The 13,331-nt window shown below is 70.0% G+C and carries 14 protein-coding genes; 8 read left to right on the top strand and 6 right to left on the bottom strand.

Features of this window, described 5'->3' with window-relative positions:
* Positions 1-9 precede the first annotated feature (9 nt).
* The 4 genes from EPO51_RS27205 to EPO51_RS27190 all read right to left on the bottom strand — a co-directional run bounded on the left by EPO51_RS27205 (position 10) and on the right by EPO51_RS27190 (position 4,037).
* Positions 10-1,143 carry a Re/Si-specific NAD(P)(+) transhydrogenase subunit alpha gene (locus EPO51_RS27205; protein ID WP_293357302.1) on the bottom strand — a complete coding sequence of 378 codons (1,134 nt, stop codon included), beginning with the start codon at positions 1,141-1,143 and terminating at the stop codon, positions 10-12.
* 310 nt (positions 1,144-1,453) lie between these two features.
* Positions 1,454-1,696, bottom strand: coding sequence for an aa3-type cytochrome c oxidase subunit IV (locus EPO51_RS27200; protein WP_293357300.1), 243 nt, complete (start codon positions 1,694-1,696; stop codon positions 1,454-1,456).
* 63 nt (positions 1,697-1,759) lie between these two features.
* Positions 1,760-2,803 carry an alpha/beta fold hydrolase gene (locus EPO51_RS27195; RefSeq protein ID WP_293357298.1) on the bottom strand — a complete coding sequence of 348 codons (1,044 nt, stop codon included), beginning with the start codon at positions 2,801-2,803 and terminating at the stop codon, positions 1,760-1,762.
* Between the two features lie 88 nt (positions 2,804-2,891).
* The gene (locus EPO51_RS27190; protein WP_293357296.1) at positions 2,892-4,037 is read right to left on the bottom strand and encodes an acyl-CoA dehydrogenase family protein; all 1,146 of its coding nucleotides are present in this window, start codon (positions 4,035-4,037) and stop codon (positions 2,892-2,894) included.
* Positions 4,038-4,113: 76 nt separating this feature from the next.
* Here EPO51_RS27190 and EPO51_RS27185 point away from each other — a divergent pair, with 76 nt between their 5' ends.
* The 7 genes from EPO51_RS27185 (at position 4,114) to EPO51_RS27155 (ending at position 10,476) form a co-directional block, all read left to right on the top strand.
* Positions 4,114-4,845: a winged helix-turn-helix transcriptional regulator gene (locus EPO51_RS27185; RefSeq protein WP_293357294.1), complete on the top strand. Its 732-nt coding sequence runs from the start codon at positions 4,114-4,116 to the stop codon at positions 4,843-4,845.
* A 55-nt stretch (positions 4,846-4,900) separates the two neighbouring features.
* Positions 4,901-5,974: a carboxylesterase family protein gene (locus EPO51_RS27180; protein ID WP_293357292.1), complete on the top strand. Its 1,074-nt coding sequence runs from the start codon at positions 4,901-4,903 to the stop codon at positions 5,972-5,974.
* Positions 5,974-6,447, top strand: a complete 474-nt coding sequence (locus EPO51_RS27175; RefSeq protein ID WP_293357290.1) for a GFA family protein — start codon at positions 5,974-5,976, stop codon at positions 6,445-6,447. The genes EPO51_RS27180 and EPO51_RS27175 overlap by 1 nt, the downstream gene beginning before the upstream one ends.
* A 137-nt stretch (positions 6,448-6,584) precedes the next feature.
* Positions 6,585-8,207 (top strand): EAL domain-containing protein, encoded by a 1,623-nt coding sequence (locus EPO51_RS27170; protein ID WP_293357288.1) that lies wholly within the window; start codon positions 6,585-6,587, stop codon positions 8,205-8,207.
* A gap of 113 nt (positions 8,208-8,320) precedes the next feature.
* Entirely contained in the window at positions 8,321-8,830 is a 510-nt protein-coding gene (locus tag EPO51_RS27165) for a hypothetical protein (RefSeq protein WP_293357286.1), read from the top strand.
* Between the two features lie 39 nt (positions 8,831-8,869).
* Positions 8,870-9,838 (top strand): helix-turn-helix transcriptional regulator, encoded by a 969-nt coding sequence (locus EPO51_RS27160; RefSeq protein WP_293357284.1) that lies wholly within the window; start codon positions 8,870-8,872, stop codon positions 9,836-9,838.
* A 56-nt stretch (positions 9,839-9,894) separates the two neighbouring features.
* Positions 9,895-10,476, top strand: a complete 582-nt coding sequence (locus EPO51_RS27155) for a hypothetical protein (RefSeq protein ID WP_293357282.1) — start codon at positions 9,895-9,897, stop codon at positions 10,474-10,476.
* 19 nt (positions 10,477-10,495) lie between these two features.
* On the opposite strand, the gene EPO51_RS27150 is transcribed toward EPO51_RS27155, so the two are convergent.
* Together EPO51_RS27150 and EPO51_RS27145 are read right to left on the bottom strand one after the other, a co-directional pair.
* Positions 10,496-10,996, bottom strand: coding sequence for a DUF3617 domain-containing protein (locus EPO51_RS27150; RefSeq protein WP_293357280.1), 501 nt, complete (start codon positions 10,994-10,996; stop codon positions 10,496-10,498).
* Between the two features lie 106 nt (positions 10,997-11,102).
* Complete coding sequence (locus tag EPO51_RS27145) at positions 11,103-12,461, bottom strand: M24 family metallopeptidase (protein WP_293357278.1); 1,359 nt, start codon at positions 12,459-12,461, stop codon at positions 11,103-11,105.
* A gap of 102 nt (positions 12,462-12,563) precedes the next feature.
* Here EPO51_RS27145 and EPO51_RS27140 point away from each other — a divergent pair, with 102 nt between their 5' ends.
* Positions 12,564-13,331, top strand: a complete 768-nt coding sequence (locus EPO51_RS27140) for a sulfite exporter TauE/SafE family protein (protein WP_293357276.1) — start codon at positions 12,564-12,566, stop codon at positions 13,329-13,331.

Here is a 13,331-nt window from a genome sequence, read left to right as displayed (position 1 = left end):
AGCTCCGGATCAGGCTTTGAGGTTCGGGTGGACGACCGCGCCGCCATGGGTGACCAGGGCGGCCTTCAGGATCTCTTCTTCCAGGTCCGGCGCGAAGGCGCCTTCCTTGGTGAGGAACAGCCCGGCGAAGGCGAACAGGTTGCGGGCGTAAAGGGCCGAGGCGTCCGTGGCGACCCGGCCGGGCAGGTTCGCCACGCCCAGGATCTTCACGCCGTTCGCGGTCTCGAAGACCTCGCCCAGCTTGGCGCCCTCGACGTTGCCACCCTGCTCGATGGCCAGGTCCACCAGCACCGAGCCGGGCTTCATGGAGGCCACCTGGGCGGCGCTGACCAGCTTCGGCGCGGGCCGGCCGGGGATCAGGGCCGTGGTGATGACGATGTCCTGCTTGGCGATGTGGCTGGTGACGAGCTCGGCCTGCTTGGCCTGGTATTCCTTGCTCATCTCCTTGGCGTAGCCGCCGGCGGTCTGGGCGTTCTTGAACTCCTCGTCCTCGACGGCGAGGAACTTGGCGCCCAGGCTCTCGACCTGTTCCTTGGTGGCCGGCCGCACGTCCGTGGCCGTCACGACCGCGCCGAGGCGCCGGGCGGTGGCGATGGCCTGCAGGCCCGCGACGCCGACGCCCATGATGAACACCTTGGCCGCGGCGACGGTGCCGGCGGCGGTCATCATCATCGGCATGACCTTGCCGTAGGCCTCTGCGGCCTCGATCACCGCGCGATAGCCGGCCAGGTTGGCCTGGGAGGACAGCACGTCCATCACCTGGGCGCGGGTGATCCGCGGCACGAACTCCATGGCGAAGGCGGTGGCGCCCTGCTTGGCAAGGGCGTCCAGCGTGGCGCGTTCCATGTAGGGGTTCAGGGTGGCGACGACGATCGCGCCCTTCTGCAGCGCCTTGATCTCGTCGGCCTCGGGCGGGCGCACCTTGAACAGGATGTCGGCCTTGCCGATCGCGTCCTTGGCGGTCTTGGCGATCATGGCCCCGGCGGCCGTGTAGTCCGCGTCGGGATAGGCGGCGGAAACGCCCGCGCCGCTTTCCACGACCACGGAGAATCCGGCGCCGATGAGCTTCTTCACCGTCTCGGGGACGGCGGCCACACGGGTCTCCCCGGCGCGGCGCTCCTTGGTGACGGCGATGACGGCCATGGTCCGCGAAATCCCCCGATCGGCGCGATTGCGGCGCGACCATAGGGGGCGTTCTCACACCTTGTCCAGCCGCCCCGGCCGGCGGTTTCGAACGGCCGTTTGAAAGTTCATGCCGCACTGCAGCAGTGCGGCGCAACATTCTTCCCGCCGCCAGGGATTAGGCCGGGAAGGACGCAAGGCCATGCCCGGCCGCCGAGCATTGTTCAGCCGGCTCGGCCTCACCCGAAAAACAACCGCGTCCCTAGGGACCAGGCACGACAAAGCCTCCGCTTGCGCGGAGGCTGGTCGAGGTCGTGCGGCCTGGAAGGCGTCAGTGCGCGGCGACGGTCTTCTTGTCGCGCAGCAGCAGGGTGCCCAGCACCGCCATCACCACGGCGGTGATCGCCGAACCGACGAAACCGGTGTGGGTGCAGAACAGCAGGACGAAGAACAGCAGGGCGGCGCTGATGTAGAGCGAGCCCCACTTGGTCAGGCCCATGACCAGGTGGAAGGTGGCGGTCTGCTCGGCGATGTCCATGCCGCCGCGCTGGTAGTCGGAAGAAGCTCCGGCCATCTGGATTTCACTCTCGGATGAATGGGAAGTCGGGGCGGGCGATACACGAACCGCCCGCGCGGTTCAATGCGGCCAAGTGGCCAGAAGCGTGCGAAGCGCCGCCACGAGGGCCAATGGCTGGTCGATCATCACGTGGTGATGCGAATCCGGGATCTCGATGTTCATCACCTGGCTGTCCAGGAAGCTGGGCTCGCCCGCCCCCCGCCGCTCGACGATCCGGCTCTTCTCGCCGTAGATGTGGACCACCGGCACGGCCAGCTCCGGCATATTGCCGCCTATCAGCCCGTCGGTCCGGTCCAGCTTCTCCCACATCTGGGGATCGAACTTCCAGGTCCAGCCCTCGCCCGAGCCGTCCGGCAGCGGCGCGCGCTTCAACGAGCGGCGGGCGATGAAGTCGAGCACATAGTGGTTCTCGGTCGGTTGAGGCGGCATGAGGCGAAACCTCTCCAGCGCCGCCTCGATGGTGGGATAGACCCGGCTGGGCCGGTCGGCGGATGGGATATTGGCCAGCAACTCGCGCCGCTTGGCCTGGGCCTCCATCACCTCCGGCGGCGGCCCGCCGAAGCCGGTGTCGACCAGTACGGCGGCATGCATGTGCTCCGGGTACCGGGCCGCGGCGAAAAACACCTGCCCGCCGCCGAACGAGTGGCCGATATAGATCGGCTTGCGCCCCCCGTCGTACAGGCCCGTCGCCCGGGAGACGGCCTCGGCGTCGTCGGCGAAGTCATGAAACCGATAGGTCTCGCGCCATTCGGAATTGCCCATCCCGGCCAGCGACATCGAGGTCACGCGGAAGTCTTTCGCCAGGTACGGGCCAAGCGGACTCCACCAGTCGGCATGGGCGCTGTTGCCGTGGGCCAGCAGCAGGCCGGGCTTGCCCGGCTCGCCCCAGGTCAGGGTCTCGATCTGGGTGCCGTGCGAAGTGACGAAGCCGCGCTCAGGCTCCTGCGCGACGGCCCACCGGAACCAGGCCGGCGTCGGCGGCTCCGCGCCCGCGTAGGGCGCCAGCGGCGCCCGCACCTCGGGTGGAAGGTTGTCGAAATGGAACGGCCGGTCGTCGTAGGCTTCCTTCGAAGAACCGGTCTTGTCTGTCGCGTCGTTGGCCATTCCCAACGGGTCTAACGGTCGTTTGAAAAATCGCAAGCAGATACCCCGCCGCCCCGAAGCAGGCGGCGGGAAACCTGTGCAGGCAGACTCAGCCGTCGATGGGCAGGCCCAGCGCCAGCCGGCCGGCGAGGCGCGCCTGGGCGTTTTCCTGCAGCGGGTGGTAGCGGGCGGCCTGGACGTCGCGCCAGATCCGCTCCAGCCCGGTGCGGCGGTAGAAGCCGGCGCCGCCGGCCGCGGCCATGGCCTTCTCCACCGCGGCGATCGCCCCCCGCGCCACCAGGGTGCGGCCGGTCATGATCCGGCTGGTGGCGTCCGGGCCCGGCTCGTCGGTCGCCGCGCAGGCGAGCATGTCGCCCAGCGCCAGCCGCGCGGCGCTGAGCTGCGTTTCCATCTCGCCGATCAGCAGCTCGGTGTCCGCCGACGCCTTGCGCGCTCCGGCGAGCGCCAGGACCTTCTCCCGCGCCGCCTCGGCCAGGCCGACATAGACGCTCATGATCAGCGGGAACGCGATCAGGGTGACCATGTGCATCAGCGGGTGCCATTTGCCGGCGGGTCGCTTCACCGTGACCGCGGCATCAGGGACGAACACCTGGTCGAGCTCCAGGTCGTGGGAGCCGGTGGCGCGCATGCCCAGCGTCCGCCAGGTGTCGAGGATCTTCAGTCCGTCGGCCTTCATGGGGATCGCCATGTGCATGACCGTCGGGCCCTCGGGCGCGTCCAGCACGGCCATGGTGACCAGCAGGTCGCCGCTCATGCAGCCGCTGGCGAACACCTTGCGCCCGCTGACCCGGAAGCCGCCGTCCACCGGCGTCGCCTTGCACGAGCCGTCCAGCCAGTCCGAGCCGCCGCTTGACACCAGGGTCAGGCCCTCGGCCACCACCCGCTTCAGCAGGCCTTCGACCGCCTCCGGCGTGCGGCGCCAGCGCCAGGCCGGCAGGGCCACGGCATGGGTGTGCATGGCCAGGGCGAGCGCGGTCGAGCCACAGTAGGTCGCCAGGACCCGCAGCATGGCCGAGAGCTCGGCGTGGCTGGCCCCGCCGCCCCCCAGTTCGGCCGGGACCGCGGCGGTGTGGAAGCCTTCGGCCTTCAGCAGCGCCAGGCTCTCGGCCACGAAGGCGTCGCTCTCGTCGGCGTCGGCCGCGCGGGCGGCGATCTGCGGGCCCAGGTCGTGGGCGCGGCGCACCCAGTCGGTGGGGATGGTCGTGGCGGGTGGGCTTTTGACGTTGACGGTCATCGGATGGTCCTCAATCGGAAGTCTTGGCATCCTCTTCCTCCAGATGGCCGCTCGGCTTCCAGTTCGAAGAATGAACTTGTCGAACCGCGTTCATCCGACGACCCTCGGCCACATGAAGGGCTACGGACAATTCTGCCCGGTCGCCAAGACCGCCGAGATCTTCGCCCAGCGATGGACGCCGCTCATCGTGCGCGAACTCTGCTTCGGACCCAAGCGGTTCACCGAGGTCCACGGCGGCGTGCCGCTGATGTCGCGGGCGCTGCTGGTGCAGCGCCTCGCCGAGCTGGAGGAGGCGGGGGTCATCGCCACCGAGCCGCTGGCCCAGGGCAAGCTCTATCGCCTCACCCCGGCCGGCGAACACCTGGGCGGGATCGTCACCCTGATGTCCGACTGGGGCCAGCGCCATGGCCAGGGCCGCATCGCCCACGAGGAGCTGGACCCAACGCTATTGATGTGGGGCATGCGCCGGCAGATCTCCCAGTCGGAACTGCCGGACCGCCAGATCGTGTTGCGGTTCGACTTCCGAGGTATCCCGCGGGCCCACGCCGCCCGCCGCTACTGGTGGATGATCCTCCGCAGCGACGACGTGGAGGTCTGCCTGAAGGACCCCGGCGAAGCGGTCGACGTCGTCCTGTCGGCCGACCTGGAGGCCTTCGTCCGGGTCTGGATGGGCCACCGCGGCCTCGCCGAGGCGATCGCGGCCGGCGACATCGGCCTGTCGGGCCAACCGCCGAAGGTCGCCGAACTGAAACGGGTCCTGCGGCTGTCGGAGGCGCCGGCGCTCCGCGTCCTGGCTTTCCCGCCCTAGGCTTTCATTTCCGGGCTCGCATCCTAGGTTGGAGTCCCGGGCTGCGAGGGGATCGGTGGAAGAGCGCGAACTTGACGACCTGGTGGCCTTCCTGCCGCCCCTGCTGCAGGCGCTGGAACGTCTGGGCTTCGTCGCGCGCCACCTGAACCCGCCGGACTTCGACGCCGTGATGGCCGCGGTCGGCCAGCCCGATGCGGACCTCCGCGCCCAGGGCCGCCGGCTCGACGCCTGGCCCGCCGAGTTGGACCGGATCCGCACCTGCCTGATCACCGCCGCCAACGAGGCGCTGGCCGCCTACGACGGCTTGCGCGCCGCGCCGCAGGACCCGGACCGCCTGACCGCCATCTTCCGGGCGCTGCGCCACCTGCCACAAGCGCAGGAAGCGCTCTATCCCCTGGCGCACAATCTGGCGCCGGTCAGTCGATTCTTCCTCGACGCTGCAGTGCGCGACGACGCCGACCTGCTGCGCCGCCTCGCCAGGGCCGAGCCCAGCAAGGACACCGGCGTCCTGCACTACGACAACGCCCCGGACTCCCGCGGCGGGTTTTCGGCCTATGTGCCGGAGTACTACGACCCCGAGACCGCATGGCCGCTGGTGGTCGCCCTGCATGGCGGTGGCGGCAATGGCCGGGCGTTCCTCTGGAACTGGCTGCGCGACGCCCGCAGCCGTGGCGCCATCCTGGCGGCGCCCACGGCCATCGGCCGCACCTGGGCGATCAGCGGCGAGGATCCGGACACCCCCAACCTTGGCCGACTGCTGAACTACGTCCGGGGCCGCTGGAACATCGACGAGCGCCGGATCCTGCTGACCGGCATGAGCGACGGGGGGACGTTCTGCTACGTCAGCGGCCTGGAGCCGACTTCGCCCTTCACCCACCTGGCCCCGGTTTCGGCGGCCTTCCACCCGATGCTGGCCAGCTTCGCCGAGCCCGGGCGGATCACGGGGCTGCCGATCCACATCGTGCATGGCGCACTGGACTGGATGTTCCCGATCGACATGGCCCGCGAGGCGGCCCGGGGCCTGAGCCGCGCCGGGGCGGCGGTGACCTATCTGGAGATCGAAGACTTGAGCCACACCTACCCGCGCGAAGCCAACGCCGCGATCCTGGACTGGCTGGAAGCCGGCTGATGGCCAGGGGCGACGTCGCAGTGGGGGCCTGCGTCTGCGGCGCGGTCCAGGTTGAGATCGGCGTCCCCGCCCGCTGGGCGTGGCACGATCACTCCGCCGCCAGCCGCCACGCGCACGGCGCAGCCTACGCCACCTATGTCGGCAGCTGGCGCAGCCGCTTCCGGGTGCTGGAGGGCGAGGACCACGTCACCCGCTTCGAGGACGAGGCGGCGGGGACGGCCCGCAGCTTCTGCGCCCGCTGCGGCACGCCACTCTTCTACGAGCGCGCCCGATCGCCGCAGATGGTCAATGTCCCTCGCGCCCTCTTCACGACCCGCACCGGCCGCGAGCCGCGCTACCACATGAACCTCGGCCAGCAGGCGGACTGGACCTACCTGGGTGAGCCCCTGGCCCCGCTGAAAGGCTATCCGGGCGTGATGTGGGAGCGCCCGAGCCGGAAGAAGAAGCGCCCGCCGCCCGATCCGATGTTCTGAGGGGCCCGCCCCTCGAACAAATCTCTCCGGCGTTCAACACCCCGTAAGCACTGTCCGGGTATCCCCTTCGACGTGCAGCGGCCGGGTCCCCATCGCTGTGGTTCTCGCGGTCGAGGTGGAGAGGGATGGCGGCATTGTTGAGCAGGGTCGAGTCGGGCGCCGCGGCGCGCCGCCGGCCGGCCTCGGACACGCCCAGCGTGCTCCAGCTCCTCGCCTTCGTCTTCGCCAGCGCCGACATGGTGCTCGAGGTGGCCAGGGACGGGCGGATCGTCTTCGGGACCGGCGCCGGCGGCCAACTGGTCGGCCGCCAGGCCGAGTCCCTGGCCGGGGAGCGGTTCCTCGACCTGATCGACGCAGCGGACGCCGACCTGATCGAGGCCGTGCTGCACGATCTTCGCCCGGGCGAACGCCGTGGCCCCTTCAAGGTCGGCCTCGCCGGCCAGAAGGGCGTCCAGCCAGCGACCCTCTCGCTGTTCCAGATGCCCGAGCGCAGCGGCGTGGCCGCCGCCCTGAGCCTCTGGCAGCCAAGCCCGGCGCAGGTCCAGGTCGATGCGGCCGGGCTCACCAGCCGCGAAGACTTCGAGACGGCGGCGCTCAGCCTGCTCAAGCACGCCGAGCAGACCGGCTCGCCCCTGCACGTCGATCTCCTGGAGTTCACCGGCCTCGCGCCGGCGCTCGCCGCCATGGATCCCGAGGCCGCGGAGACCGCGCGGCGCAAGCTGGCCGCTGTCCTGCGCGCGGCCTCATACGGCGGGACGCCCGCCGCCGACCTCGGCTCCGAGCGGTTCGCCATGCTGCGCTCCGGCCCCGGGGGACCCGAGGTCCTCGCCCGGCGCATCCGCGAACTCGCCGGGCCCAGCGTCGAGATGTCGTCCGGCGAGCTGGCCCTGGATCCCACGTCCCCCGGCGAGAGCCTGAGGGCGATCCGCTATGCCCTGGACCGCTGCATTGAGGACGGCCCGACCGCCGCCGCCCAGGGCTTCGACGCAGCGCTGCGCAAGACCGTGGCCGATTCCAAGCGCTTCAAGGAAATGGTCCGCGATGGCCGCTTCGAGCTGGTCTACCAGCCCGTCGTCGACCTCAGGACCCGCAACATACACCACTACGAGGCCCTGACGCGCTTCGAGGGCGGCGGAGGCCCCGCGGAGACGATCAAGCTGGCCGAGGAGCTCGGCCTGGTCGTCGAGTTCGACCTGACCATCGTGAAGACCGTCGCGGCCGCGCTGAGGGACTCCACGCCGGACACCCGCATCGCCGCCAACCTCAGCGCCTTCTCTCTGGAATCGCCGAGCTTCGTGGACGAGGTCCTCCTCACGACCGCGGCGTTCCCGGCGCTGAGGCCACGGCTCATGCTGGAGGTCACCGAAAGCCACAGGCTCTCCGATCTTCCCGCGGCCAACGCCCAGATCCAGCGCCTGCGGGCGGCGGGCCATGTGGTCTGCCTCGACGACTTCGGCGCAGGGTCCGCGTCGCTGGACTACCTGCGCGAGCTGGAGGCCGACATCATCAAGTTCGATGGACGCTTCGTCCGCGCCCTCGACACCCGTCCCCGCGACGTGACCCTGCTGCGACGCCTGGCCGAACTGTGCGCCGAACTCGGCGTCGTCACGGTGGCCGAGATGATCGAGACCGAGGACGTGGCCCAGCAGGTGGCCGGCCTGGGCGTCCGGCTCGGCCAGGGCTGGCTGTTCGGCCGGCCGGGGCCCCGGCCCGCGCTTCCGCCGGCCCGCCGGCGGGGCGCGCAGGAGACCTGGGGCTGAGGCCGACGCCCCGCCTTTGATTACAAATGTAAGAAAAATCGCCGCCAGCCTCTTGCGGCGCTCCAGAAATTACATTCGTAGTTCTCTCCGTGGAAATGGAGAGCGGTCCAGAGATGAAGGACTTCGAGACTCTGGAGCGGCGCGTTCGCCGATCGTCCAGGCGTGACGTCTTCTTCCAGAACGCCGGCCTGGGCGGGATGCTGCTCCTGCTGGCCGCCATCCCGGGGATCGACGTCTATCGGACCTGGGCCGGGCTGCAGGCCGAGAAGAAGCAGTGGACCATCGCCGGGCCGCCCTGCCCCGTGGTTGACCGGCCCCAGCTCTCGGTGGTCGGCCACAAGCCGCCGAAGACCTTCACCTACAACAAGGTCAGCTTCACCCGGCATCTGGGCGACGTGAGCTGTTCGGCGTTCCGCGAGGATGGGTTCATGAACCCCGACAGCTACAGCGTCTGCCAGTTCAGCGGCCCCGGCGCCGTGACCGTCCAGGCGCCCGGCGAGACCGTCACCTTCCAGCCCGGCCCCGGCCGCCGCACCACCGTCACGGTCCGCAAGGGCGAGGTCTCGTGCGTCGTGGCGGGCTGGTTCGCCCGCCGGCCGCGCGGCTACACGATGCGCGAATAGCTGACATTACATGTCCGGTTTGGCTGCTAGGCTCCGCCCATGCGTGCGAGCCGCCTGCTCTCCATCCTGCTCTTGCTCCAGACCCGGGGACGGATGACGGCCCAGGCGCTGGCCGACGAGTTCGAGACCTCGGTCCGCACCATCTACCGCGACATCGACCACCTGAGCGCGGCGGGCGTGCCGGTCTACGCCGACCGTGGCCGCTGCGGGGGGTTCCAGCTTCTGGAGGGCTATCGCACCCGGCTGACGGGCCTGAGCCCCGCCGAGGCCGAGACGCTGTTCCTGTCGGGCCTGCCCGGCCCCGCCGCCGACCTGGGCCTGGGCGACGCCATGGCGGCGGCCCAGCTCAAGCTGCTGGCCGCCCTGCCCGCCGAGGGTCGCAGCGGCGCGGCGCGGATCGGCAGCCGCTTCCACCTGGATCCCATCGGCTGGTACCGCAACGCCGATCACACCGAGGTGCTGCCGCAGCTGGCCGAGGCCGTCTGGACCGCACGCCGGATCCGCATCCGCTACGACAGCTGGACCGGGGTCGTCGACCGTGACCTCAAGCCCCTCGGCTTGGCCCTGAAGGCGGGCGTCTGGTACGCGGTCGCCCAGTCGGGCGGGAAGCCGCGCACCTACCGCGTTTCGAACATCCAGGCCCTGGACCTACTGCCCGAGACCTTCGAGCGGCCCGCGGCCTTCGACCTGCCAGGCTACTGGCAGGCCTGGGTCCGCGACTTCGAGGACCGTCTCTACAGGGGCGAGGCGGTGCTGCGCCTGTCGCCGGCGGGCCTCAAGGCCATCTGCAACGTCAGCCCGGTGGCCGAGCGCGCCGCCCGCGCCGCAGAGGTCGATGATGCGGGCTGGGCGCGGGTCACCGTCCCGATCGAGTCCGTCGAACACGCCGCATCGGACTTTCTTAAGCTGGGCGCGGACGCCGAGGTGCTGTCGCCCCCGGAGCTGCGGACCCGGATGGGCGAGATCGCCGGCCGCCTGACGAAAATCTACGCGCCCGATAAATCCTGACGCTCGGTGTCAGTTATTGGACCGCATAAGGCCTCACCGCTTCACGTGAGGTCCACATGCATCGTCTCCTTCAAGCCGGCGCGCTCGCCGCCGCCCTGCTCTGCGCCCAGCCGGCCTTCGCCCAGGCCCCCGCCGCCGGTCCCGCCAACAGCGCGGCCGACCCGGATGGCTGGGGCGGGTTCGACTTCCTGATCGGCGACTGGAAGGCCAAGCTGCGCAAGCTGGAGAAGCCGCTCTCCGGCTCTGACGTCTGGCTCGAATACGAAGGTACGTCCAAGACCCGCAAACTGGCGGGCGGCCGGGGCAATTTCGAGGATTTCGACGTCTCCACCAAGGACGGCAAGCGCATCGATGGCCAGACCCTGCGGCTCTACAACCCCGACAGCGGCGAGTGGAGCATCTACCTGGTCAACGCCGCCAAGGGGCAGCTCATGCTGCCCCCGACCATCGGCAGGTTCAGGAATGGCCGGGGCGAGCTCTACGACTACGAGGTGTTTGGCGGGCGCGCGATCTTCGTCCGCTACGTCTGGACCCACGCCGGGCGCGACACGGCCCACTTCGTGCAGTCGTTCTCCATCGACGGCGGCCGCACCTGGGAGGACAACTGGGTCCTGGACCTCGTGCGGGAAGGGCGGTGAGCGCCGCCGCCGCCAAACCCTATTCCACGTCCTCGCCCGGCTTGACGCCGGCCGGGCAGGCGCCGGTCCAGCGGGCCTTGAGAACCGACTCGCTGCCCTCACGCGTCCCGTCCGCGCTTACCAGGTAGATGCCGACCTTCATTTCGTAAGCGTCTTCCGAACCCGTCATCACGATCGTGCTGTCGGTCTTCAGGCCGCCGGCCTGATCGCACAGCGCCTTGACCTTCAGACCGCCGGGGTTCGCCGAGCGTTCGGTCTTGCAGCCGGGAGTCTCGCGCGTGAGCATCTCGCGCAGGTCGGCGTCCACCTCGGCGCCCGTGCAGTGGCGCGTGGTCTCGGTCTGGCCTTCCGAGGTCTCCTGGACCTCCCAGAGGCCGGGCTTCACGCGCGGCAGGCCGTCGCCGCCGATCGTCAGGCCTGCCGGCGTCGCCGCGGCGGCCTGCGAGACCTTGATCGCCTCGGGCTTGTCGCAGCCCGCCAGCGAGATCAGGGCGACGAAGGCAAGCGAGGGCAAACGCATAATGGGCTCCGGAAAAAAACGGGAGCGCGCTCATGCATTGAATCGCCGCGATGCGCCACCCCGCTCGCGTCCCGAGCGAGATCCGCAAGTCGACGCGAACGGCGGCCTACCTGATCAGGGTCAGCGCCGTCTGCCGCCCATCGAGGTACCGTACCTGCCGGCCGTCGTAGAAGGCGTCTTCCTCGGTGCGGAACTGCACCTCCTGGCCGCCCCACTCGGGCACGGGGGCGAAGGCCGAGAGCTCGATCGACCAGGCGGTGTCCGGGTGGATCTTGAACTCGCCGTGCGGCACGCCGTTCTGGTCGTCCCACATGCCGATGGCCGGGCCGGCGCCGTGGCCGTGGTAGCCGAGCGGGTGGGAGTAGATCGACGGCTTCAGGCCCTTGGCGATCGCCTTGGCGCGGGCGATGGCCAGGACTTCGTTGCCAGTCTTGCCGACCGCGTAGGACGAGGTGAGGGCGTCCTGGACGCCGTTCGCCGCCGCCAGACCGGCCCGCAGGCCCGCTGGAGCGTCGGTCTCGCCGTCCTTCAGCACATAGGCCAGGTGCTGGGTGTCGGTGTTAAGGCGCAGATAGGTGACGCCGAAATCGCACCAGAGAAGGTCGCCCCTCTGGATGACCGCGTCACCTTCCAGCAGGTCCTTCGCGCCCTGCCGGGTGATCCCGACCGAGGGGTGGAACCAGGTGTCGATCCCCAGCCGCGCCAGCCGCTCGCGATAGAACCAGACCACGTCGTCGGCCGTCGTGACGCCGGGCTTGATGGTCTTGGACGAGAAGCCCTCGGCCAGCACGGCATGCGCCAGCCGCACGATGCCGGCGTAGTATTTCATCTCCAGCGGCGTACGGGTCTCCAGCCAACCGACGGAGAGGCCCTCGCCGGACACCAGCCGGCCACGCAGCGCCGGCGACAGCGCGGCGACCATCTCAGTGTGCTGGCTTAGCGTGATGCCGTCGCCGAAGGCGCTGAGCGAGGAGGTGTTCACCGCGATCTTCTTCGGGTCCTTGGCCTCGATCACCTCGGACAGGGCTTTCCATTGGTCGGGCTGCGCGTCGGGATTCCACACCGGCTTGAACAGGCCGCCCAGGCCGTAACGGCTGACGGTCAGGCGCTCCACCGGCTTGCCGCCGCCCGGATCGAAGAACACCAGGATGGTGCGGCGCCGGGCCCGCAGGCTCTCGGCGTCCAACATAGTCGCCACCACCGGGTCTTCCAGATACTCGCGGGCGACCAGCACCCACATGTCGATCCCCTGCTCGCGCATGAGCTTCGGAACCACCGTCTCGAGCCGGTCGGCCAGGATCGCGTCCACAACCTTGGCCCGGTCGCGCAGGGTCAGGACCGGCGGGAGGGACGGCTGGGCCTGTTCGGTCTCGCTCAAGGGAAGCAACGGCGGCTCGGCGGCATGGGCGGCGGCGCACGACAGGCCCAGCGAGGCAGCGATCGCTGCGGCAAGTTTGAAACTCATCGAGGTCCCCCTTGGATCGAGCATCACTAGCAAGCCCGCCGGCCGGCGCAACGTCCGCGCTCCCGTTGCCCCGCCCGCGGCGCCACGCTAGGCCCGGACCGGATGCTCACCGACTCCTTGTTCTATGCGCTGGCCATCCCGGCCGTGATCCTGATGGGACTCGCCAAGGGCGGATTCTCGGGCGTGGGTGCGGTGGCCATGCCGCTGCTGGCGCTGGCCATCTCGCCGGTGAAGGCCGCCGCCATCCTGCTGCCGATCCTGATCGTCCAGGACGTGGTCGGCGTGTGGGCTTTCCGGAAGACCTGGGACCGGCGGGTGCTGGCGGTCATGCTGCCGGGCGCCGTGGTCGGCATCGTGCTGGGCTACCTGCTGGCGGCGAAGGTCTCGTCGACGGCCATCCTCGCGGTCCTGGGAGCGATCTCGATCCTGTTCGCCCTCCACCGGCTGTGGCTGGCGCGCGGCGGCCGGGTCCAGGCGCCGCGGAATGTCCCGCCCGCGGCCGATACCGCGCTGGGCGTGGCGCTGGGCGCCGCCTCTGGCTTCACCAGCCAGATCGCCCACGCCGGCCAGCCGCCGTTCCAGATGTGGGTTCTGCCCCGGAACCTCGCGCCCGCCAGCCTGGTCGGGACCACGGCGATCTATTTCGCAGCCATCAACTGGATCAAGGTCCCGGCCTACTGGGCGCTCGGCCAGTTCACGGCGCAGAACCTGCTGACCGCCGCCGCGCTCCTGCCCGTGGCCATCGCCAGCACCTTCGCCGGCGTCTGGCTTGTCCGCCGGATCGACGCGGCGCGGTTCTACACCCTGATCTACGTGCTCATGATCCTGGTCGGCGGGCAGTTGCTCTGGGAAGCCTGGTCGAAGGCCTGA

The sequence above is a fragment of the Phenylobacterium sp. genome (genome assembly GCF_004297125.1).
In the GTDB taxonomy this organism is placed as follows: Bacteria; Pseudomonadota; Alphaproteobacteria; order Caulobacterales; family Caulobacteraceae; genus Phenylobacterium.
This window is presented reverse-complemented; position numbering and strand designations above follow the sequence as displayed.